The 23,695-nt window shown below is 58.3% G+C and carries 16 protein-coding genes; all 16 read right to left on the bottom strand.

Annotation, left to right across the window (positions count from 1 at the left end; translation table 11 throughout):
- Window positions 1–120: 120 nt before the first annotated feature.
- Window positions 121–1,476: a lysozyme inhibitor LprI family protein gene (locus H043_RS0101330; protein WP_027610395.1), complete on the bottom strand. Its 1,356-nt coding sequence runs from the start codon at window positions 1,474–1,476 to the stop codon at window positions 121–123.
- A 114-nt stretch (window positions 1,477–1,590) separates the two neighbouring features.
- Window positions 1,591–2,127: a hypothetical protein gene (locus H043_RS0101325; protein WP_027610394.1), complete on the bottom strand. Its 537-nt coding sequence runs from the start codon at window positions 2,125–2,127 to the stop codon at window positions 1,591–1,593.
- A 491-nt stretch (window positions 2,128–2,618) separates the two neighbouring features.
- Complete coding sequence (locus tag H043_RS30215; RefSeq protein ID WP_143503114.1) at window positions 2,619–3,452, bottom strand: type IV pilus biogenesis/stability protein PilW; 834 nt, start codon at window positions 3,450–3,452, stop codon at window positions 2,619–2,621.
- A 2-nt stretch (window positions 3,453–3,454) separates the two neighbouring features.
- Window positions 3,455–6,709: an EF-hand domain-containing protein gene (locus tag H043_RS0101315; RefSeq protein ID WP_027610393.1), complete on the bottom strand. Its 3,255-nt coding sequence runs from the start codon at window positions 6,707–6,709 to the stop codon at window positions 3,455–3,457.
- A gap of 16 nt (window positions 6,710–6,725) precedes the next feature.
- The gene (locus tag H043_RS0101310; RefSeq protein WP_027610392.1) at window positions 6,726–7,748 is read right to left on the bottom strand and encodes a tetratricopeptide repeat protein; all 1,023 of its coding nucleotides are present in this window, start codon (window positions 7,746–7,748) and stop codon (window positions 6,726–6,728) included.
- Window positions 7,749–7,753: 5 nt separating this feature from the next.
- A complete protein-coding gene (locus H043_RS0101305; protein ID WP_027610391.1) occupies window positions 7,754–9,790 on the bottom strand; it encodes a type VI secretion system tip protein VgrG in 2,037 nt (678 codons plus the stop codon).
- Window positions 9,791–9,818: 28 nt separating this feature from the next.
- The gene (locus H043_RS0101300) at window positions 9,819–10,820 is read right to left on the bottom strand and encodes a serine/threonine-protein kinase (RefSeq protein WP_027610390.1); all 1,002 of its coding nucleotides are present in this window, start codon (window positions 10,818–10,820) and stop codon (window positions 9,819–9,821) included.
- On the bottom strand, window positions 10,817–11,545 hold the full coding sequence (locus tag H043_RS0101295) for a PP2C family serine/threonine-protein phosphatase (protein WP_027610389.1): 729 nt from the start codon (window positions 11,543–11,545) through the stop codon (window positions 10,817–10,819). Before H043_RS0101295 ends, H043_RS0101300 begins: the two co-directional genes overlap by 4 nt.
- Window positions 11,545–15,084 (bottom strand): type VI secretion system membrane subunit TssM, encoded by a 3,540-nt coding sequence (gene tssM / locus H043_RS0101290; RefSeq protein WP_027610388.1) that lies wholly within the window; start codon window positions 15,082–15,084, stop codon window positions 11,545–11,547. Before tssM ends, H043_RS0101295 begins: the two co-directional genes overlap by 1 nt.
- Window positions 15,085–15,097: 13 nt before the next feature.
- Window positions 15,098–15,973, bottom strand: coding sequence for a type IVB secretion system protein IcmH/DotU (gene icmH, locus H043_RS0101285; RefSeq protein ID WP_003229559.1), 876 nt, complete (start codon window positions 15,971–15,973; stop codon window positions 15,098–15,100).
- 5 nt (window positions 15,974–15,978) lie between these two features.
- A complete protein-coding gene (tssK, locus tag H043_RS0101280) occupies window positions 15,979–17,310 on the bottom strand; it encodes a type VI secretion system baseplate subunit TssK (protein WP_007962327.1) in 1,332 nt (443 codons plus the stop codon).
- A 2-nt stretch (window positions 17,311–17,312) separates the two neighbouring features.
- Window positions 17,313–17,813, bottom strand: a complete 501-nt coding sequence (gene tssJ, locus H043_RS0101275; RefSeq protein WP_007962325.1) for a type VI secretion system lipoprotein TssJ — start codon at window positions 17,811–17,813, stop codon at window positions 17,313–17,315.
- 5 nt (window positions 17,814–17,818) lie between these two features.
- Window positions 17,819–19,012, bottom strand: a complete 1,194-nt coding sequence (gene tagH / locus H043_RS0101270; protein WP_027610387.1) for a type VI secretion system-associated FHA domain protein TagH — start codon at window positions 19,010–19,012, stop codon at window positions 17,819–17,821.
- An 18-nt stretch (window positions 19,013–19,030) separates the two neighbouring features.
- A complete protein-coding gene (locus H043_RS0101265) occupies window positions 19,031–19,171 on the bottom strand; it encodes a hypothetical protein (protein WP_003229566.1) in 141 nt (46 codons plus the stop codon).
- Window positions 19,172–19,504: 333 nt separating this feature from the next.
- Entirely contained in the window at window positions 19,505–21,025 is a 1,521-nt protein-coding gene (locus H043_RS0101260) for a sigma-54-dependent Fis family transcriptional regulator (RefSeq protein ID WP_027610386.1), read from the bottom strand.
- Window positions 21,026–21,035: 10 nt separating this feature from the next.
- Window positions 21,036–23,693 carry a type VI secretion system ATPase TssH gene (gene tssH, locus H043_RS0101255; RefSeq protein ID WP_027610385.1) on the bottom strand — a complete coding sequence of 886 codons (2,658 nt, stop codon included), beginning with the start codon at window positions 23,691–23,693 and terminating at the stop codon, window positions 21,036–21,038.
- Window positions 23,694–23,695: the final 2 nt, after the last annotated feature.

Genomic DNA, 23,695 nt, shown 5'->3' with positions numbered 1-23,695 from the left:
TTGGGGGGATGGGGAGCTTAAAGGAAAATCGCTGTCGTCAGATGCTCAAGTATTAAACTTTTAAGCGTGACGGACTCAGACTTAACATTTGCGGAAGCGCATCAAACATCACCCCGAACTTCAAATGCAGTGACTGGCCTTGATCGGCTGCGACCCCAATCGCTTCAAACTGTTGATGCTCGACTCATCACCTTTGTCAGCCGCCATCTGATAACAGGCTAACGCCCGAGACATATCCTTCGCTCCCAACTCACCACCCTCAAAGGTAGAAGCCAGATAACTCATCGCATCTGTGGAACCCATGGTGATCGCCCGAATGACCTGCTCTTCTGCCTGCTTGGGATGGAGGCAAGGGCCGTTATAGTCGGTGGAGTTTCCTGAACAAAGAAACGTGGCATAGCCCAGCGCGCCACTTGGTATTTTCGAGGCCGCTTTGAACAGCGCCTCAACCTTGCTGATTTCCAGCTGAGAGGCCATCTGCGAAAGACTCAGGCGTGCCGCCGACAGGCTCGCCTTCGCGTCACCCGACTCCGCAGCACATACATAATTTTCCAGCGACGCCTCAATCAACTCCGCAGTCAGCGGATATTGCTCAAGAAATCCCAGCCCTCCTAAAGCTTCAGCACGTTGTTCACAGAAATTCTCTGCGCGGCTCATTCCCAGATTACGTGTTGCGACAAGATCCTTCTCACTGATCGACCAGTCCTCAATCCCCTCCAGCACCCAGCACGCCTGACGAGAGAAGTTGAAGATCTTGATATTACTGTTGCCCGCCCGTTTATCCACCACCTTGACGTGACTGTCATCAACCTCTTCGATCTCGACCCCTGGTGTCTTGCCGGGTGTGATTGCAGCCATCAGCGGATAGGTGAAAGTAGCTCCACTGACACCCGAGGTCGAAGGCTCAAAAGTACTTCGCTCCTTTCCCGCTACCGGTTTCAACACCAGCGACTTGACCGTCATCGCAGTGAGCCGGCGTTGTGATTCGCTGTTGGCGGAAAACGCAGTCAGGAAAGGGGCGAACTCCTCCGAGGGGCAAGCGTCGCTGGTGGGAGCCGTCGAAGCGCTCTTATCGGATGCAAGCGCAGGGACGATCTTGTCCAGATACGCCGAGCGCTCGCGGCTCATTCTGGCGATGCACGAGTTAACGGCGAACACATGCGCCGGCATCCCCGCCTCGATCTCGAATGCCTCCAACGGACAATTCGCATCACGCAATTTCAACCATGCACGCTGCGACTCCTTGACCTTCGCCGCGTACTCCACACCCAACGCCGGATCTGTCCGATAGTCAGACTCAAGCCGCGTCATCAACTGCTTGTAGCTGACGTTCAACTGCGCATCGGCAGCCTTCTTCGCCGCCTCCGAGCAGGGCACCATTTCCAGACTTGAGGTGACATGGCTGCAGTCGTCCTGCGCATAGACCGCTGAAACAGGCAGCAGAACGGACAGAAGGGTAAAAACGAAACGGTTCACTGTGTTCATCCTAGAGTCATTCAGGTTTTGCGCTTGGCGAACCGGGGCCAAACCATGTTCGCGCATAATAAAGCGTGGCCTGCCCTATTAAACGCAAAGCATTGGCAGCCATCGCTATTTAGCACCATTTATTTTCTTTATATAAGATTTTATCAACCCTGCATTAACATAAGGAAAATGTTGCTCCTCACCTTCCTGATACCCTTCCATCCCACTCAAGTTCTTATCAAACCTGACAAGCTTATTCACAACCAGTTTATTGTCCGCACTTTTTCCATACCCATAAACTTGATAAAGGGTTCCGTACGTCCCGATTCCTCTGCTCGTAATTTCCCAAGAAACCAAAACAAGCACATTTTTTTTACCCTTTACCGGATAAAAGAAAATCGACTCAATTTTTGGATCTGACCCAGCTACATCGTATTTATCGACAAGACTTCTATTTTTTTTATTATCAGCACCAACAACATCCAAAACCAAGGAAACCGGAAACTCTGCGCTCCCTGTCTGCAAAAAGTACAGTTCCCCACCATTTACAACATTAGTTTTAAACGGGCCCTGAATCACTCGACCCTGAAGATAATCCACATCTTGCGCACTGCTGGAATTTGCTATAAGAAAAACGAAAGCAAACATGAAAAAACGAAGCATAGCGAATGACCCTTAGTTAATATTCATTAGTGCAGCGAGGGCTTGGTATCTGTTGTTCCTGTCCGTATACCCGTTTTGACCTCCATTCACCATTTGCGTTACATCGACCACGCTACCCGTCTTGGCAACTTCGCACAATTTTGTGCCTCCCTGACCAGTTTTGGTAAACCAGAAGACGGAGGCGGACTCAACACCGTATTCGGTTGAGGAAATCAAGAGATCTGGATTGGCCACGAAATCCTGAATATCTGAAGGATTTCGCTGATTATGCACATAAGAAAAATGGGGACAGACCACGGTTTTCGAGCAATTACTAAAACGTGGCCTGTCCCCATTACACTGCGGGTCAACTTACGGCATCACTGCCGAAGGCTTAAGCAATTCCCGCAAAAATGTCGAGCCTGGATTAACCACACGCCCACCCACGCGATCACCGCACATACGCCTCGGTGGTGCGCATGCCGCCCAGGATCGAAACCTCCCTCGCGTCGCTATTTCGCCCGTTCAGCAACGCGTGCAGGCACTTTTCCGGCTTTACCTTCCGCGATCATGGCGTCAGAGTATTTTTTGTAATATTTCGCAGCCTCGGAAGTTTCTTTCAAATTCCACAAGGAGTCCGCGATATTGAGCATCAGCACAGTCCGCTTACCAACTTTTTCTATTTCCCGATAAATCCTCAGTGCGGACGAATCATCACCTGCTTGTGCTAGATAGAAACCGACATTGTTCAAGGCTTGGACGTTCTTACTGGCCGGGTAGCAACTCATATAAGATTCGACACCCATGAATAGTTGGTCTTTTACAGCAAGTCCCTTCGCAGACGCATTATTAATCGATTCCACTGACTTTATTAGGTTGTTAGGAGAAATCGTCTCCAAGTTCGGCACAATCACCTCTCCCCTATCAGTCAACCAATTTCCCCCTTTCCAACTTCCTGAACACGCTTCAGCGGAGCGAGACAAAAGTACGCAACCAGTATCCATTGAAACCATATCGCAATAATTATTCTCGGTGGCAACCACCTCTTGCCCATTGCTCAACTCTCCAAATACAGTTCGCTGAACCAACGCATATTTTTTGCTGGGTGAAAGAGAATCAGAGTTAATACCTACGCCAACTGAAGTTTTGTTCCCATTATCGTATAAATCATAGCTGTCGTTCATCTTGGAGAAGGTAGCGCGCTTCCATACAGCGGCACCTTGATCCCAAGAAGAAAACTTGAGCATCGCACCATCGGCACTCGTCAAACTCGAATCTGCGGCATTACAAAAAGATCCAATTGAAAAAATTAGACATGTACCTATAAAAAATTTTGCCTTTAACATTTTCAAAGCCCTGCCTTTAAGTGATTATAACGGAGAGATGGATTCGTCATTCTTCTGTTATTACCATACAAATCGAGAACCTTCCGCTCATTCGCGCCGTGCGCCGCCCCCCAGGTATCAATATTCCTACTTACCGCCGGATTCTGGGAGAAAAACGTGTCGAGCGCTGCACCTAAATCATCCTTGACAAAGGCGGGCCTATTTATATCATGATCAAGTACTACAGCCTTTCCTAAAGGAGACTTAAATAACTTTTCGGCACTAAAGCTGTACCCCGCGGGCACTTTACTCAATGCAGCATGCAGCCTATCAATAAAATCCATTATTTGTATTTCCACGTATAGCGGGCTAGCAATTGCACACGCCATCGCAGAAACTGGTTGGCAATCAATTACCTTGCCAAAGGTCGCTTCATTACATCCAAGTTGCAGGTTTTCTTTTAGCGCCTGTTTTTCCAATTTAGCGCCGTTAGCTCGAGCCTCCCCCTGATAATATAATTGCGGGGATACACCAGCTTCATCTAATTTCCAACCTTTAGATTCAAAAAATTCTACATATGCATCTGGATATTGATCCTTGAATTTTTTAATTTGATCTGGCAGCTCACCGCCACCGGTGACTTTCATTGTTTTCTGCATCGCTCCCGCAGTGATCACTTCACTGTCATAACACTGTACCCCATTGATTTTTGCTTCATTCCCCGACATGACAACAATAATTTTCTTTTCATCCGCTGTAATCCTCCCCGCAGATACTAGCTCATCCCATTGAGGAGCACTGCCTAACTCTTTATCACCGGTATGTAGCGGGCCATAATGGGTCATAGTGCTAGAATTCCAACGAGTCACTTTAACAATAGCATTGCACTCGCAGATTTTTTTAGCGGTCATATTTTTTATGAATTCAACCGGATGAAAATGCCAAACTACATCTGAACTAACAGCGGCCTTACCAGACAGCTCACTCCAAAAAACATATTTGCTTATCCGTTCTTTTTCGTGCTTCAACTTTTTTGGAGATGCTTCTAGTATTTTATCCAACTTACTCCACTTAACCGACTCCGCCTTGTCCTTCCACTCAGTTGGATGGTGAGCAATGAGCTTCGCCCAGTGATCTCTCATATCAACATTTTTCAATGCCTCAGAGAGTTCATTGCTATCAACATCCCCGTCGTGGTTTTTATCAATTTTGACGAAAAGATCTTTGAAGAACTGAGGCATGTCTTGAGGGTCGAGGAATCCATCGGCAACGGTGTTTGTTTCTTCCACGATCTGAAAACCCAATTTCTCCCAGTCGTGCTGAGTGATGAGCGTTGCGCCAGATTTTTTAACAAGTCCCTTTAACGGTTGATCGTCTTCCACCACACTGACGTCATACCAGCTTTCATCGCCTTCCTTGATCACGGGAGCCTTGCTTAAATCAACAACATGCTCCTTTTTGACCGGAATACTACCGGTAGCAGGCGCCTTTTTCTTGAGCTCAGCTCCTGCCAAAAGATGTAGATATTGTTTACCTATCTTCAAATCAGCAGCGTTTTGAAGAAAATTTTCTACGTCGACATCAGCAGTGAATATCTCGACATGAACCTGATACTTATTGGTTACGCCGCCATCTTCGCCTGTGAGGTTTTCTGTCAGCCCTAAGTATCCGATCGGATCACCTGCCTTGATACCGGTACTTGCAGGCTCTACAGAATTGAAGCTACTCGGGATTACATCCCAGGCAACATATTCGTTTTCCACAATCACCCAGAAGCTGGGAGGAAGGTTTCCCGTCCCAGCCAAGCTACCGCTGCTGGTACATTTCGCCATTCTACGAATTGTCCCTGCAACATTGAGGTTCAGTACCTCTTTGCTTTCAAATTCCACAGAACTTTGAGGGTTAAGTTGCAGCGAGCCAATCTTATCACCGGCATTCTGCCCATTTTGGGCAGAGATAGGACCCTGATAAAGATCCAATCTTGTCAACGCGGTTCCTTTCACCTTACCTTGCCAATATTTTGGCTTTAAACGCTCCGGGATCGGGTCTGCCAGCCATATACGTGCGGGTTTGGAGTTTTTGTAGGGTTCTCCGTCTTTCAAGTATGCGAACCAAACCTCTTTGCCAGTCTCGCGAACTTTGTGACCGCTTTTTTTCACACTACCTGACAGGATTTTCCCTTTTGCGTAGGTAACTGTGCCTAGGGCCTTTTGATCCAGTATTTCAAGTTTGGTCCCCGCAACGAGCTTGCCGACGTTCTGAACGCTACTGGATTCAGGGAAATCGTCGTAAGCGTTGAAGTCACTTACTTTCATGGTCACTTGAGGCTTCGGAGTTTCTTCCTCAGTCAGCGGATAACGCTTGAAGGGCAGAAGGTGCATGTACAAGCTGTAGAAATTCAGCTTGTTTTGCTTGCCTTTATTAGGTCCGTCTTCTGGGTTCGGCGCAGATTTGTACTCATGTCGCACCAAACAAAACGAGTTGGAATACTTCAGTTTTTTCTCATTTTCACCGAACGTAGACTCCAAATAATCTTCGTTAAGTCGGTAGGCCACGACTTCACCGTCGGCCATACACCGAATTGGTTCGTTCAAGATGCACTGAGGAGCGCTGGCATTGCTGATGTGAATGCCGCCATGCCAGAACTTGTTGCTGCCTAGCAAGTAGTGGCCAGCAGTTTCAGCCTCGAGGGCTTTGTAAACCTCCTCAGCATCAGCGAACTGTTTACCGTCAGCTTTTCTGAACGGATATTGAAAGTTCATCAGAGGGGCGGGGCCTGCCGGTGCAGGTGCTGCCGACGGCGCGGGAGCTGGCGTGGCACCTGTCCGATATTCCTCCTTAGCTCTCAGAAATTTTGTTGGAACAGGCCAGTAGTAAGCAGGCGGGTTAGTTCCAAAGAATGCTTCTGAAGGTCCGTTAGTGGTCTGAGCACCAAAAATTTTTCCTTGACGCGTCGCCGCGTTGTACTCCATGACAATGCCAGTATGAAACAGACGACGACTACCTCCCGTTAGAGGAAGTATGTCAATCCAAAGAGCAATGTCCCCTTTCTTGACCTCTGTCGGCGGCACTACGGTGTAAAAGCGAGAGGAGGCGTTCATAGCTCTCGTCTCCTCATACTCAATCTGGTAGCCCGCGCCAGTGAGCAGAAGGTTCACCATATGTGAACAATCGATCAGTTTTTTTCCCGCCGCGTTGGTTTGAGTGCCATTACCTCCCATCAAGTAGACGTAATCACCGCCGGTGTACTGGTTTCTTAAATCGAGTGGTTCGGTCATTTCTGCATCCTGCAAATTAATAGCAATAGCTGGTCTTGGTAGAAGCAGCAGCGTCTTGCGCGTTTAAACGTTTCAGATTTCCGGCAGCGGTGTCGTTACCCTTGTCAGCGGCGAGGCGATAGCAGGCAAGCGCTCTGGACATGTCTTTGGTAACGAGCCTTCCTTCTTCAAACGAGTAACCCAAGTAATTCATCGCATCGACCGAACCCATTGATGCAGCGCGAATAAGCTCTTTTTCGGCTTGCTCTGGATGTCGGCAAGGCCCTTCGGGTACAGGGTTGTTCCCGTAGCAATAGAAAGTCGAAAGAGAGGCTGCACCGTCGGCAAGCGTTGTCGCGGCAGCCTTGAAAAGCGCCTCGACTTTTTCCGTTTCCAACTGTGGTGCCATTCCAGAAAGACTCAGACCCGCAGCACTCAAACTTGCTTGTGGGTCTCCAGAAGCAGCAGCGCACTCATAGTTTTCCAGCGCAGCCACAAACAGTTCACCGGTTAGCCGATACTGCTCTAACCCACCTAACCCAGCGAAGGCTTGCGCGCGCTGATAACAAAAATTCTCGGAGGTGTTCATGGTCGGCGTACTCGCCACTACGAGATTTTTCTCACTAATCGACCAATCCTCAACACCCTCCAAAACCCAACACGCCTGGCGAGAAAAGTTAAAGATCTTGATGTTGCTGTTACCTGCACGCTTATCAACAACGTTGAAGTGACTGTCGTCAACCGCTTCGACTTCGACACCTTCTGTCTTACCTGTGGCTATGGGCGCCATCAGTGGAAAGGCCAATGTCGAGCTTTTGACTCCCGTCGTTTGCGGCTCAAAATTTCCGCTCTCCCCAGCAGGTTTCAAAACCAGCGATTTCACCGTCATCGCAGTCAACCGCTGCTGAATTTCAGCACTCGCAGAGAACGCCGGCAGGAACTGGGAAAAGTCCTCGGACGGACACTCATCCGCATAAGCGCTTCCATGAACCAGGCTCAACAGCGAGGCGGTGAAAGCCGCTACGGCGAAGCCATTGCTCTTCTTCAACAAACCATTCATGTCGATCACTCAGAAAATACAAAAAAAGCCTTCGGCTTAACCTTCTCAGGCACCGCATTCCCCAACGCCTGATCCATCAAACTCCCCGCCTTATCCTTATCCGCAGCCCCCGGCAGCACCGGTGGCTTAATCCCGATGCCAGTCCCACTCCCCGGCGACCCACCCGCATTAATCTTCACCACCGGCCCAACCACCGTCACACCACCGCCATCAAGCTTGATAAAGCTCCCACCCCCCAGGATGGTCAGCTCTGTCCCCGCCTCGATAACAATCTTGTCCCCAGCCTTGAGGTGAATCTCTTTCCCCACACTGGTGAGCTGCGCCGTACCGAGTTTGACGTGTTGGTTCTGCCCAACCGTGAGGTGATCATCCAGCTTCGCTTCAACCTTGCGGTCGGAAATCGTCGTGCGGTGTTCTTCAGCCTTGAGCTCGGTGTAAGTGTTCTTCACCACGGTGTCGTGACGTTCGTTGCCGACACGAATCTTCTGGTCGTGCTCGATGTTCTCGTCCCAGTCGCGCTGGGCGTGGATGTAGATTTGTTCGGCGCCTTTTTTGTCTTCGATGCGCAGTTCGTTGTAGCCGCCGCCACCCGGGGAGCTGAGGGTTTTGAAAACGCTGCGGGTTTTATTTGCCGGCAGGGCGTACGGCACCGGGTTTTCCTTGTGGTACAGGCAGCCGGTGACGAGGGGTTGGTCGGGGTCGCCTTCGAGGAAGGTGACGAGGACTTCCATGCCGATGCGCGGAATGCTGATCGCACCGTAGCGGTCGCCGGCCCAGGAGCTGGAGACGCGTAGCCAGCAGCTGGTTTTGTCGTCGGCGAGGCCTTCGCGGTCCCAGTGGAACTGGACTTTGATGCGGCCGTATTGATCGCAGTGGATTTCTTCGCCTTTGGGGCCGGTGACCATGGCGGTCTGGCTGCCGAGCACCCGCGGTTTCGGGTGTTCGAGGGCCGGGCGGTAGAACACGTCCCACGGGGTGGCGAGGAAGGTGTTGCGGTAGCCCTGGTGGAAGTCGTCCTTGTTGTCGGTGGTGTCGCTGGTCACGCCTTCTTCGAGGACTTGCGGCTGTTTGCCTTCGTGGAAGATTTCGGTGAGCAGCCACAGGTCGTTCCACTCGCTGCGCGGGTGGTCGGACATGGCCATGAAGTGGCCGCTGACCAGCTTGGTCTGGTCGCCGCGACCTTCGGCTTGGCGGTAGTCGGCGCGGTGGCGTTCGAGGGCGCGCTGGCTGAGGAACTTGCCGCGTGCGCGGTCGATGAAGCGGCCCGGGTAGTCGTAGTCTTCGAGATCCGGTTCAGTGCTCTCGCCATCCGGCTTGTAAGCCGCTTCCATCTGCAGGCGCGGTTTTTCGAAGTCGTAGTCGCGGCGCGTGGTGCGGCTGGTGCGGGTTTCCAGGCGCAGTTTGAAACCTTTGATCACCGGTTCTTCGGCGACCATGCCGCTGCCCTGTATGTAGGCGGTCGGCTGGCCGAGATCGGGGAACACGGTCTGGTCGTCGCCGAACACCAGCAGGTGAGCCTTTTCGCTGTGCTGGAAGTGGTAGTGAATACCCTCCTCTTCGCATAGGCGCTGAACAAAGTGCAGATCGGTTTCGTCGTACTGCACGCAGTAGTCGCGATCCGGGCAAGGCTGGCTCAGCTGGAAGCTGTAGGCGTTACCCTTGATCCCGTGTTCATCGAGGATCAGCGCGATGATTTTCGGCGCCGACATCTGCTGGTAGATGCGCTGGTTGGTGCGGTGATGCAGGTATTGCAGTTGCGGCACCAGCGAGACCTTGTAGCGGGTCAGGCGCTTGCCGGCATCGCCCTGGGCGACGCGGTAGATCTGGCCGTGAATGCCTGAGCCCTGCGGATCGAATGCGAGAAACGCCTGCTTGTGCAGGAGTTTTTCCAGGTCCAGATCGGGGTTTTCGCTGACCAGTTCGAGGTCGAAACGAAACGGCTGGCTGATGCCTTCGGTGCCGGTGAACGACAGCACTTGCAGGTCGCCCACGTAATCTTCGACCTTGAGGCTGAAGTGGGTTTCGTTAGCTGGGTTGAACATAAAGCGCTCCCTGTTCGAATGTCGTCCGTTACGCCCGAAGTCGCAACCGTTGCAGCCAGGACGAAGTGGCGCCCAAGGCGTCACGCAATTGATCGGCAGTGATGGTGCGTTCTGCCGCATTGAAGCTCAGCGCCGTTCGCAGCGCTGGCCAGCCGTGTTTCGGTAAGTTCGCCGGAGCTTGCAGCTCGCGCTCCAGGTGCTCGTCGCGGGCCTGGGTCGAGGGCAAGCGGCGGAACGGGTGTTTGCCGCTCGCCAGTTCATAGATCACGCAAGCCACGCCGTACACGTCCGCGCTGGCCGACAACGGTTGGCCCTCAAGCAGTTCGGGGGCGGCGTAGCCCGGGGTCCAGGCGTTGAAACGCTCGCGGCTCAGGTGTGGCAGGCCGGGCAACACGCCCTCGTCTGCCTGGCCGAGACCGAAGTCGAACAGGCGCAAGCCGTCTTCGCTGAGCATGACATTGCTCGGCTTCATGTCACCGTGCAGCACGCCGCGACGGTGGGCGTAGGCCAGCGTATCGAGCAGCGGCAGCGCGATGTCGCGCGTTTCTTTCCACGGCAGGCCCAGAGGCCGCTCGCAGAGCAATTTGTCCAGGGTCAGGCCACGCATGTATTCCATGGTGATGAAGGCCCGCTGGCAGTCGGTATCGACTTCAAAAGTGTGCGCACGCACGACGTTGTCGTGGCGCAAGCGTCGGGTCAGGGCGAACTCGCTGTAAAGCAAGGCACTGGCGTCCGGCGATTCGGCAAATTCTTCGCTGAGGATTTTCAGCGCAATGTAAGGGTCGGGATCGCCGAACTGCTCGTGCAGCAGATCCCGCGCCCGGTAGACCGCGCCCATGCCGCCCGCCCCGAGCAGACGCTCGAGGTGGTAGCGGCCGGCGAGTACGTCCGGCAGTGCACCGATGCTGGCCTTGGTCGGCGCCAGCAACGGCTCGGCGTTGTTTGCCTTGGCGAAGGCGAAGTAGGTCAGGTTGCTGGCCTGCTCTTCGCTCATCAGCAAGTCATCGACTGAGGATTCGATTTCAGTCATTGGCGGATCACCACGGCAGTCAGGTTGTCCCGAGCGGCGCCCCGCAGGGCGCCGTCGAACAGACGTTCCAGCGCCACATGCGGCGCGCTGAGGCTGAGGGCGTTGCCGAGGGCATCGCTGCTCAGGCCCTGATACAAACCATCGCTGCACAGCAAAAACGCATCGCCCGGATAGACCTCGAGTTCGAGGACATCCAGGGTCAGTTGTTCGGCCGCACCGACGGCTCGGGTCAACGCCTGAGCCGCCGGGTGCGCTGCCGCCTGTTCGACGCTCATCTGTTGCTCGTCGATCAGTTGCTGCTGCAGCGAATGATCCTTGGACAGCTGATACAGCCGCTGCCCGCGCCACATGTAACAACGGCTGTCGCCGGCCCAGATGCAGGCCGCGCGATTGCCTTCCACCAGCAACGCCACAACGGTGCTGCCCATGATGCTGTCGTGGCGTCCGGCGGTGACCGTCAACTCTTGCCCCAAGCGCCGGTTCAGCCAGTGCAGGCACTGGCGGATGGCTTTGAGGCGTTCGTCGAAGTCCTCGTGCTGCGGCAGTTCAGCCAGGCTGGCGACGATCAACTGGCTGGCGATGTCGCCACCCTGATGACCGCCCATGCCGTCCGCGACCACCCACAGCCCCTGCTGTGGCGAGTCGAGGAAGGCATCTTCGTTGCGCGCCCGCACCTTGCCCGGGTCGGTACGCGCCGCGCTGCGCCAGGGACTGGCCACCAGCATCAGAGCTGCACCGGCATACGGAAGGTGCGCAGCACGCCCATGTCGAACGGGTTCGGCGTGCGCTGGCTGGTCAGCAGGTAGTTGGCGCGCAGGCCACCCACGTCAGCTTTCAGCACCAGCACGTCGCGTCCGGTCAGGTACTCGGTCTGCATCAGGTCAAACAGACGGAACAGCGACCATGGGCCGGAGTTCTTCTCGATACCGATCGGACGCCCGGCCATCTTGTCCATCACCAGGCTGGTGCGACCGTCTTCAGCGTCGGTCGGCCACTTGAACGTCATTGGCAGGATCGGACCGTGGCGGTACTCCATGGTCTTGTCGCCGAACTTGAACTCGGAACGGCTCACCGCCGGATCGAGGGTGTACGGCTCCAGTTTGAACTGCACGGTCGGCTCGGCCGGGTTGATCGAGAAGAAGCTCTGGCGAATCGTCAGCGCCGCCGCCATCTGGTCGAGGTACATCTTCGATACCGGCAGGCTGTGACCGTCGACGCTGCGCATCCGGTAGTTGCCCGGATCACCGCTGACGAACGGACGCATGTAGCTGTCGAAGAAGCGATCGACGGTGCCTTGAGCGCGGAAGAACTCGCGGAAGTCGCTGATCGCCACGTCGCTGGTGCTGCTGGCGCTGAACGGATAACGCTTGCTGATAGTTTTGCCATACACGCTGTACAGCTCGTTCTGATAACGGCCGTTCAGGTATTGGTAAGCGTCGTTGAGCACCAGGCGCCACGAGTCTTCGGCCAGCACGTTGAACCACACGCTCAGCGGACGCGGCAGGCGACCCGAGGCCGCACGCAGGTTGGTCAGCGCATCACGCTGGCCGCTCATGCGGGTTTTCGCCATTTCGAACGCGGCTTGTTCCGGCGTGCTGGAACGGGCCAGACCGGACAGTTGCAGTTGCAGGTCGTTGAGCGCGCTGATGGCCGGGGTGAGGTCTGCGGCCGGGCCGTTGTTGTCATCGAGCAAGCGATGCAGCGGCTCGAAGCGACGTTGCAGCGACTTCTTCGCGGTGTCCGGGAGGCTCTTCGCCACGGCCATCGCCGAAGCCTTGTCCGCCACGGCAGACGCCAGTTTGCCGACCTTGCCCAGTTTGCCCTTCTGCCCTGCCAGTGCATCGGCGGCATCACCGGCTTCATCCACCGGATCGGCAGCAGCCGGGAAGCGCGTGTTCTCGCGCACTTCAGTGAGCAACGCCAGCACAGGCGAGTTGGCCGACGTCAGGCCCGCCAGTTGCTCGGCGCCTTCACCGGCGTCGCTGATCGGCGGCAAGGCCACCTGGCCAACGGCCTCGCTCCAGTAGTTGGCGTAGTCGCGGAAGTACAGTTGCTCCAGTTCGACCATCAGGCGACGCAAGTCCATGTCGCTGATGCCCGCACCTTCGCCCAGCACCCAGTTGTCACGCAGGATGTCGGTGACCAGCGCCGAACCCTGCACCGAGAAATACTGCTGATAACCCTGCTGGGTGTAGAAGCCCGGGATCACGTATTCGGTGCCGATGAACAGCGAGCCCTGCGGGCCGAGGTGTTGGCTGAAACGGTATTCCGGCAGGTTGCGCGCTTGCTCGCGGAGCATGCGGTAGACCACGGTGGCCAGCGATTCGGCGCGCAGCACCTGACGTGCCTGAGTCACCAGTTGATCGTTCAGCGGGTAGATGAACGGCTGCTTCAGCAGGCGCTCAAGGTGGGTGTTCAGACCATTCTGCACCGCGGTGTTGCCGGTGTAGCGCTGCGACCAGTCAGTGGCGACCCAGTCCTTGAGCCACACGGCGTCACGACGGTCTTTCATGTTTAGCATCAGGTACGCACGCAGGCTGTTGAGCAGCTTGTCGCGGTCCTTCATGTTGGCGCGAATCTGCCCTTCGAGCATCGTCGCGACCCGTGGCAGCAATTGCGCTTCGAGCTCATGTTCGTAGGCTTGCTTGACCACCGGATTGACATCTTCGCCCTGATACAGACCGCCACGTTCGTGGTACGAGACGTCGCCCTTCTTCGGGAACACCTGAGTCGCGGCGTAGCTGGTGTCGAGGGTTTTCAACACGCCCATCGCGTCATCACGCGGGGTCAGCGCCGAACGCTGCTGAGTCCAGTTCTGCGCCAGCGTGCGCAGGTTTTCCAGACGCTCATAGTTGGCCGAGAAACCACCGGCCCAGAGCATGCCGAACAGCGCCAATGCCGCTAGTGCGCCAACGTACAACGCACGCTGACCCCAATGGATGCGGCTGCGCTCGCGTTTGTCGAGGCCGGCCAGATCCGACTCCGGAAAAATCACCCGACTGAACAGATGATGGATGAAGCGCGAACGGCCACTGCGCAGGGTCGGCAGCACACCGGCATTCATGCCGAGGTTGGCGCCGATGCCGGCGGTGGTCGCGTCCATTTCCTGCGTCAGGTGCGGAGCACTGGTCAGGTAGAAACCCCGCAGCAGCGACGCGCGCTGATACCGGTTGCCAGTGAACGCCATGTCGACGAACAGGCACAGGCGCTCGCCGATCTGCCCCAGTTGATGCGGGAAGTCGAGGATGCGGCCACGGCGCTGGGTATCGCGCTCGGAGTGCATGCGCATGATCACCTGATTGTTCAGGCGCCGCAGCAGCTCTTCGAATTCGCCGCGCAGTACCGCGACGTCGGTACCAACCTGATCCTTGCGGAAACTGGTACCCAGCACCTGATCGCTTTCTTCGCGGGTCAGTTGATCGAAGAACTCGTCAAAACCGAGCAGCTTGTCCGCCTTGCTCAGTACCAGATACACCGGCACGTCGACGTGCAGTTTCTGATAGACGTCTTGCAGACGACCGCGCACCTGGCGCGCCAGGGTGTCGATGTCCTGCTCGCTGCCACCGATCAGCGATTCCACCGGAATGGTCACCAGCACACCGTTCAACGGACGCCCGCGACGACGCTTGCGCAGCAGTTCGAGCAAGGTGGTCCAGGCATTGCCGTCGACTTCCGCGTCCGGCTGCGTGGTGTAGCGCCCGGCGGTGTCGATCAGCACACCGTGATCGGCGAAGTACCAGTCGCAATGACGGGTGCCGAGGGTGTCGCGGGTCAGCTTGCGGTCGATCTTGTTGATCGGGAATTCCAGCCCGGAGAAGTCCAGCAGACTGGTCTTGCCGGAAGCCTGCGGACCGATCAGCAGGTACCACGGCAAGTCGTTGCGCCAGCGTTCGCTGCGGCCGCGATATAGGCTCGAAGTCTTCAGGGTTTTCAGCGCGTCCTTGAAGCGCGCCTTCAACTCTTTCTGCTCTTCTTCGATCAGCTCGTCACGACGGATGCGATCCTGGCCATCTTCGGTTTCTTCGACGGCTTTCTTGCGGATGCCCGCGCGCCAGCTGACGAAGACCATGGTCAGGCCCCAGATCAGGAACAACACGGCGATGGTCAGCAGACGCGAGGTCGCGCTTTCCCAGAACTTGTAGTCATCCACCGCCAACAATGGGCCGACGAACCACACCAGCAGCGCCACGAACAGCACCAGCAGCAGAGTCCAGACCCAGGTCTGGCGCAGGAAGGCGCCGACTTTCTTGAAAAACTTTTTCATCACACGTCCCTGTTTACGGCTGCGACTGCGGTTGCACCGCGGCCGGATCAAGCGGCTGATAAGGTTGCAGAACGGTGTCGCGCTGCTCGCCCAGGACCCAGGCGAAGCCCGAATACATCACCACCAGGCAGACCAACGTGAACAGCACCACCATCCACGCCGGCACGATGCGCACCAGGTTGCGGCGCTGATCGTTGAGGCCTTCCCAGTGCGGCGACAACTCGCGCGGCACGTCGCCACGCAACTGACGGATCTGCCGGTACAGGGCGTCGCGGATGCCTTCAAGCTCAAGCATGCCACGGGCCTGCACGCGGTACTTGCCCTCGAAACCGAGGGACAGGCACAGGTACATCAGCTCAAGCATCGGCAGGTGCTTGACCGGGTTCTTCGACAGCCGATCAAGCAGCTGAAAGAACTTCTCGCCACCGAACGTCTCGTTGTGGAAGCTGCTGAGCAGGCTCATCTGCGACCACTCGCTTTCGTTGCCCCACGGCGTGGTCACCACAGCTTCGTCGACCACGGTGCAGAGCACGTAACGCGCGGCCATCACCTGGCTGCTTTCGGCGCCGTTGTGCAGGGCGCGCACTTCAAACAGCTTGAGCCCGGCGGTCAGGCGCTCGTTGAGCGCGTAGAGGTCTTCGCGGGTTTCGCTGTGCTTGAGACGCACCACTTCCGAAAGCAGTTCGGACGACGCCGCCACCAGCGAATTCAGGCTGATGTTGAACGCTTCCGCCGGGCGCAGGCGCGCGGCGTAGATCATCCGTTCTTCCAGTTGCTCGAAACGCGGCGGTGCGGCGAAGTCGGTCAGCGGACTGGCTGCCGGTCCGTGGCCCTGACGATCGAGCAGGACGGTTTTGTCGTCCTGGTTGTAATCCGTTTCCTTGATCATGGCGGTCAGTTCCTGATGGCCCAGAATTTCAGTTCAAGCTCGGCGAATTCGCCGGACACGTGGAACGCGAAGCCGCCGGAGCGCTCGAGTTGCGCCAGGTCTTCGGAACTGAGTTCGAGGATGAAGTAGGTTTTGTTCGAGTGGAACGCGATCTGCCGCGGGGCCACCGGCAACGGTTTGACCTTGATCCCCGGCAGGTGCAGGTTGACCAGTTGGCGGATACGCTCCACCGGGCCGACCTTGAGGTGCGCCGGCAAGCGGTGGCGCAGTTCTTCGGAGTCGCAGTTGGCACTTGCCGCCAGCACGAACGATGCCGAGCCGAGCAGTTTGTGGTCGTGCAACGGCGACACGATGATCCCGTACTGACGCGCCTGCAGAATCAATTCGATAGCGTGCTGTTCGAGCACCATCGACAGCACCTGACGAATCGCTTCCATCAGTTTGCGGAAGCTCGCGCCCTGATCGGCGTGGGAATAGCGGCTGTCCAGACGCGGGCGCTTGCTGTCGCTGGAGAAGGTCGCCAGATCGCCAAGCATGGTCAGCAGCGTGCGGTACAACTCTTCCGGGTGCACCTGCTCCAGACCGAGGTAGTGGCGCAGCAGCAGTTCAGTGCGGTTGATCAGTTGCAGCATCATGAAGTCGCCGACTTCCGCACCGCCGACCTTGCCGTTGGAGCGAATCCGCTCGGCAATCGTGTCGCCCCGGTGGTTGAGCATGCTGATGACTTCTTTCAGGCACGACAGCAGATAGCTGGACGCGTGGGCCTGGATGTAGGTCGGCACGAAATCCGGGTCGAGGCTGATCACGCCGTCCGGCGTGGTGTCGAGCACATCGCAGATCTTCAACTTCACGTAGGCCTGATCGCTCTGCTGCTCGCCGAGCAACAGTTTGAAATCCGGGCGACCACAGCTGACCTGACTGGCGGAATCGTCGCCGGCGTTGGAGTCGGCCACTTCGGCGTCGTACGCGGTGTAACGCGCGAGCACGTCGGACTGCTCCGGACGGCGCGCTTCGATGTGGTTCCCGGTGACCAGCGGCAGCGCCAGGTAAATCGGCGTGTTACCGGTGTTCGGCGGCACGTCCAGCGCCAGCGGCTCGGTGTTGCCGCCGAGTTCGAACAGGCTGCCATCCGGCAGGATCCCCGAGGCGGCACTGATCACCAGTTTGCCCATGTTGAGGAACTGCAGGTCGATCTCCAGATTGAGGAAACCCCAGGTGTAGCCACCCAGCAACTGGGTGCGGGTTTTCATCTGGTGATCGTAATAGCGATCGTTGTGCTGGAAGTGCTGCGGCCGCAGCAACATGCCTTCCTGCCAAATGACTTTATGGGTATTCATGTTCAGTCATCCGCCTTGGCGAGCGCTTCATGGGTGTTGCGGATACCGGCCTGATCGAGGGTCAGATCGGCCTCGGTCAGCTCCAGCGGGGTGACCTGAACGGTGTAGCGCCACTTGGTTTCCGGCAGATCGCGGTAGGCGGCGAGAACGCCGACGTAGCGGCTGCCCTCCTCCACGCTGAGTTTCATTTCCACGGTTTCACCCGGGCGCAGTTCGAGTTCTTCGCTGGCCACCAGATCCGGGTTGAGCGATTCCTTGGCGCGCTCGTAGAGGCTGAAGAAATCAGCGTTCTCGAAAGTCACCGGGTGCTTGAGTTCGAACAGGCGCACGACGATCGGCGAAGGACGGCCGTTGAGGTCCGGGTTAAGCTGATCGCTGCCGGTCAGCTTCAGATTGATCTTGGTCACTTTCGAGTACGGCGACAGCGACGAGCAACCGGCGAGCAGCACCAGCACGGTGAGCGCAGTCAGCGTCTTGAAAAAAGCGGTCGAGCGGCGAGACATGCGCATCATCCTTGGTGGTCGGTGTGGAGGGTGGAGATCAGGCGGATCTGTTCTTCGTAGGCCTGGGCGAAGTCGCGGGCCAGCAGACGCTCGCTCCAGTCATCGTCCTGACGCAGGGCCTGGTGGTAGCGGCCGAACGCTCTCCAGCGTCCGCCCGACGTGGCGATCAACGGCTTGTTGTCGCGCTCGAAACGCAGGGTCAGTTGTTCCGGCGAGAAGTGCTCCAGCGTGCCGCGTACGGCGGCGCGGCTAGCCGTGAGCAAAGCCACCTGATGCGCCTGCAGATCGCGGAACGCTCGGGAAATCGCCTGCTCGGCCGGCAAGTGCCCTGGCTTGTGCGGCTGCAACAGAATCTCTAGCGCTTCGCTCGGATCGACGGCGAATTTCAGCGGGTTCTTGTTGGTGCCTTGCACGGTGGTCTGGGCCAGACGCAGTTCGTTCTTCAGCTCCGAACGAGTGCGCAGGCTCTGCTGCAAACCGCCGATGCTCTGGCGCAGCAGACGCGCGGCATTCAGCGCCAAGGCTTCGCGGGCGTCGTGATCCAGACCTTTGACATCCACGCCCAGCGCCGCGCCGAAATGCTCCCAGAAACCTTCGCTCTGACGCTCGACGGCTTTCGGGGCCGGAGCTGGCTCGGGCTCAACCGGGGCGATCAGCTCCGGCACCATCAGGCTTTCCATGTCGATGCGCGCGTAGTCGGCACGCTGACGGGAGTCCTCGGGCTTGGCCGTCGGCGCCAACAGTTCGTCGATTTCCGAATAGACGCGCTCTTGCTGTTCGATCGCGTTCAACGGATCGAGGTCGAGGAAGGCGTCGTCCGGAATGATGCTGCCGGCGGCACGCGGACGGCCAACTTCGCCGTCGAAGGTCGCCGGATCGCGCACCAGCCGTGCACGAATCTCGAAGTCACCGAGCACGTAGGTGCTGCCGTGCTCGATGCGCACCGGTTCGCCCTTGTGCAGGCGTGCGCCGCTGCCGCCGTCCTGGACGCCGTTGCTGCTGGTGTCGGTGAGGAAAAACATGCCTTCGCGGTAGCTGACAATCGCGTGGTGATTGGACAGATGCCGCTTGCGGTCAGGAATGATCCAGTCGCAGTCCTCGCCCCGCCCGATCACGCCGCCGGCCTGTTTGAAGGTCTTCTGGCACAACTCGGTGGGCACGAACTGCTTGGTGTTCAGCATTTCGAAAACCAGTTCCATGTTTGATGCTCCTTGCGGTCACTTGCCGCGATTGACCGCTTGCGGATCACCCAACGGGCGATAGTCGTTGTCGTTGAATTTGTAATTGCCGCTACAGCCGCCAAGGCCGCATAGAACGACGAGGGTCAGCAGGACAGCGTGCCAGTGACGAACAGACATCAGAGGGTCTCCAGGGGTAGACAAAGCACAAAGCGCCGACCCTTGCGGGCGGCGCTGAAATTAATTCTTTGAATGGTCTCGAAGGCTCTACATCGGGGCCTTGAGCCAGACCAGCGAGGCGCACGCACCTCCTGTGGCAAGTGAGCAACTTGTGGTGAGGGGACTTGTCCCCGATGGGCTGCGAAGCAGCCCCAAAACCTGATTACCGGTTCTTTCAGGAGAACCGCGTTTGCTGGATTACGGCTGCTGCGCAGCCGATCGGGGATAAATCCCCTCGCCACAGAGAAGTCCTTCAAGACAGGAGTTGTGCAAACGGCAAGAGCCAGGTTCAGATCAACCATCGAAGTCACCCAGGTTGATATTCAACCGCCCGAGGCGGTACAGCAGGGTGCGGCGCGGCAGGCCCAGTTCGCGGGCGGCGAGGGTCTGGTTGCCGTCGTTCTTGCGCAGGCAGTCGAGCAACAACGTGCGTTCGACTTTTTCCAGGCGTTCGCGCAGATTCAGGCCGCTGTGGTCTTCGGGCATCGGCTCCATGCGCAGGGAGAAATGCTCGGCCAGCAATTCGCCGCCCTCGCACAACAGCACCGCGCGTTCGACCAGTGCCTTGAGTTCGCGCACGTTGCCGGGGAAGGTGTAACCGGACAGGTGTTCCAGCGCCGCGCTCGACCAGCGCACCGGATCACGCTGCAAATATGCGCAGGTCTTCTCGGCAAAGTGCTGAGCCAGTTCGAGGATGTCGCCTTCGCGCTGACGCAGGGCCGGCAGCTCGATCGGAAACTGCGCCAGTCGGTAATACAGGTCCTCGCGGAATTTGCCTTCGCTGACCAGCGTCGACAGATCGCGGTGCGTCGCGGCGATGATGCGCACGTCGATCTTGTGCGTGTCGTTGGAACCCAGCGGACGAATCTCGCCCTCCTGCAACACCCGCAGAATCTTCGCTTGCAGCGACAGCGGCATGTCGCCGATCTCGTCGAGCAACAGCGTGCCACCGTTGGCCGCATCGAACAGCCCCGCACGGTCGCGGTCGGCGCCGGTGAAAGCGCCTTTGCGATAGCCGAACAGCTCGCTTTCCAGCAGGTTTTCCGGGACTGCCGCGCAGTTCTGCACGATGAACGCCTGAGAGCGGCGCGGGCCGCAATCGTGAATCGCCCGGGCCACAACTTCCTTGCCGGTGCCGGTCTCGCCGCGCAGCAGCACGGTGTACGGGCTGTGCAGGACTTTGCTGATCAACGAGTGGGTCTGGCGCATGGCGGCGCTTTTGCCGATCAGGCCATAGCCGTTGATGCTCGGCACACTGCGCGCCACCGTAGCCGATTCGGCCGGCGGCTGGCGCAGACGCTGCAGCAAGTGCAACTGACCGAGCACGAACGAGCCGAGCTGGCCAAGGGAATCGGCAAAACCCTGCAGATCGACGTGACGACGACTGGCGCACAGCAGCAGGCCTTCAACCGCCTTCTGCTGATTGACCAGCGGCACGCACAGCAGCGATTGCCAGCGGCCGGTGGTGGCCGGCAGGAAACTGGTTTCGTGCAGGCTGGCACCCAGATCGTCGAGGCAGACCACGCGGTTCTGGCACAGGGCAAACTGCAGCAGCTGCTCACCGTTGTAGTCCGCCGGCAGGCTGGTGGCGGCGCGCGGTTGCAGCGCGCCGTCGAGGCATTCGGCGTTCATCCCCAGGCAGGTGTGGGTGGCGTCGAGCAGGTACAGCTGCGTCAGTTCGCAACCGCTCAGCTCGGCCAACCCGCGCACGAAGTCACCCAGCAGCGCAGCACCGTCCGCCGCGCGCGACAGGCTGGCGAACTGCGCCAGCAAGGCTTCGGCATAGACCAGTGGCTGCGGCACTTGAGTGAACATCACACCCACCTCAGGCGAACTCGCACGTCACGCTGGCGTTGCCGTCGAGCGTGGCATGCACACGCTTGAGGCTTTCACCGGTGGCCATTGCATCGAGCAAGCGGTCGGCCACCAGCGGCAGCACGTGCTGATCGAGCAGATGGTCGATCAGACGCGCACCGCTCTCGCTTTGCGTGCAGCGCTCGGACAGGTGATCGACGAGGTTCTGGCACCAGCTGAAATCCAGCTGACGGCGGTTGAGGCGCTCGCCGAGACGACCGAGTTTGATCTCGATCAACTCGCGCAGCACCGGGCCGCCCACCGGGTAGTACGGCACCACTTTCATCCGCGCCAGCAGCGCCGGTTTGAAGTGTTTGCTCAGCACCGGGCGAATGGTCTCTTCGAGCAACTCGGCGGTCGGGCGGGCGCCGTTTTCGCAGAGGTCGCTGATCTTGTCGCTACCGAGGTTCGAGGTCATCAGGATCAAGGTGTTGCGGAAATCGATTTCGCGACCTTCGCCGTCGTTGGCCACGCCCTTGTCGAAGATTTGATAGAACAGGTTGAGTACGTCCGGATCGGCCTTCTCGACTTCATCGAGCAGCACCACCGAGTACGGCTTCTGGCGCACCGCTTCGGTGAGCATGCCGCCCTCGCCGTAACCGACGTAGCCCGGTGGCGCACCGATCAGACGCGATACGGTGTGCTTCTCCTGGAATTCGGACATGTTGATGGTGGTGATGAAGCGGTCACCGCCGTACAGCAGGTCAGCCAGGGCCAGCGCGGTTTCGGTCTTGCCGACGCCGCTCGGGCCGACCAGCAGGAACACGCCGACCGGCGCATCCGGTTTGTTCAGGCCGGCGGCAGTGGCGCGCATCGAGCGATCCAGCGCGTGCACGGCTTGCTCCTGACCGCGGATGCGCGTGCGCAGGTCGGTGGCGAAACTCGCGACTTTGGCGTTGTGTTCGCGGGCCAGTTGCGCCAGCGGCACTCCGGTCCAGGCGCTGATCACTTCGGCCACCAGACGCGGGCAGACTTCGAAGCTGACCAGACGCTCTTTGACCTGCGCAGCGGTCAGCGCGCTGTGGGTCTGGTGCAGTTCGGCTTCCAGCGCTTCGACGCTCTGGCCTTCCTCGACCTCGGCGGCGATGGTTTCGATCACCGTGCCTTCGGCGTCTTCTTCAACGCTGACGGTCGGCTCGACAGCGGCAGCTTCGCGGGCCTTGGCCAGTTGCTGACGCAGTTCCAGCAGGCGCTCGGCCAGTTGTTTCTGCTCGGTCCACAGGGTTTCCAGCGCGACCATTTCGCTTTCGGCTTCGTCGAGCCGCGCTTCAAGCGCATCCAATGCTTCGTGGTCGATCAGCAGACCGGCCTCGGCATCGCGACGCAGGGCCTGACGCTGACGGCCACCTTCGGCCAGTTCGCCACGCAGGCGTTCGAGGCTTTCCGGGGCGGCGGCGAGGCTGATGCGCACCCGGGCGCACGCAGTGTCGAGGACGTCGACGGCTTTGTCCGGCAGTTGGCGACCGGCCAGATAGCGCGCCGACAATTCCGCCGCCGAGACCACCGCGTCATCCCGCAGGTAGATGCCGTGGCTCTTCTCGTAGACCTGCGCCAGCCCACGGAGGATGGTCACCGCTTCGCTGACAGTCGGCTCATGCAACTGCACCGGTTGGAAACGCCGGGCCAGCGCCGGGTCCTTCTCGAAGTATTTCTTGTACTCGGCCCAGGTGGTGGCGGCGATGGTGCGCAGTTCGCCACGGGCCAGTGCCGGCTTCAGCAGGTTGGCCGCGTCGGAACCACCGGCATTGCCACCAGCGCCGATCAGGGTGTGGGCTTCGTCGATGAACAGGATGATCGGTTTCGGCGAGGCTTTGACTTCGTCGATCACGCCTTTGAGGCGACGCTCGAACTCACCTTTGACGCTGGCGCCAGCCTGCAGCAGGCCCATGTCCAGCGACAGCAGCTCGACGCCCTTGAGCACCTGCGGCACTTCACCGGCAGCGATGCGCGAGGCCAGGCCTTCGACGATGGCGGTTTTACCGACACCGGCCTCACCGACCACGATCGGGTTGTTCTTGCGGCGACGGGCGAGGATGTCGACCATCTGGCGGATCGCGCCATCGCGGCACAGCACCGGGTCGAGTTTGCCGTCACGCGCCTGCTGGGTCAGGTTGTGAGTGAAGCGCTGCAGCAGCGATTCGCCTTGAGCGGCCGGCTTGCCGTTAGCGGCCGGTTGCTCCTGTTGCGACAGGGCAAATTCTTTCAGGCGATCGATGTTCAATTTGGCGAGCAGCGGCTGGTAACGGCTGCCGGCATAGCGCATCGGGTTGCGCAGCAGCGCAAGGATCAGCGCGGCATCTTCGACCTGGGTCTGGCCCAGTTCGAGGTTGGCCACCAGCAGTGCGTCTTGCAGCCATTGCACCAGTTCCGGGGCGAACACCGGGTTGCGCGAGGCGCTGTGTTCAACGCGAGATTGCAGTGCGGCGCTCAGTTCACCGGCATCGACGTCGGCATCCTGCAACGCACGCGAGAGCAAGCCGTTCGGGCGCTCCAGCAGGCCCAGCAGCAAGTCTTCGACGAGGATCTTGCTGCCACCACGGGCCACACAACGTTCGGCCGAACGCTCCAGATCGCGACGGGTTTCGGCGTCCAGCGCCTGGATGAGTTGTTGCAGGTCTACGTTGATCATGG

The sequence above is a fragment of the Pseudomonas sp. URIL14HWK12:I6 genome, from assembly GCF_000514195.1.
GTDB lineage: Bacteria > Pseudomonadota > Gammaproteobacteria > Pseudomonadales > Pseudomonadaceae > Aquipseudomonas > Aquipseudomonas putida_A.
This window is presented reverse-complemented; position numbering and strand designations above follow the sequence as displayed.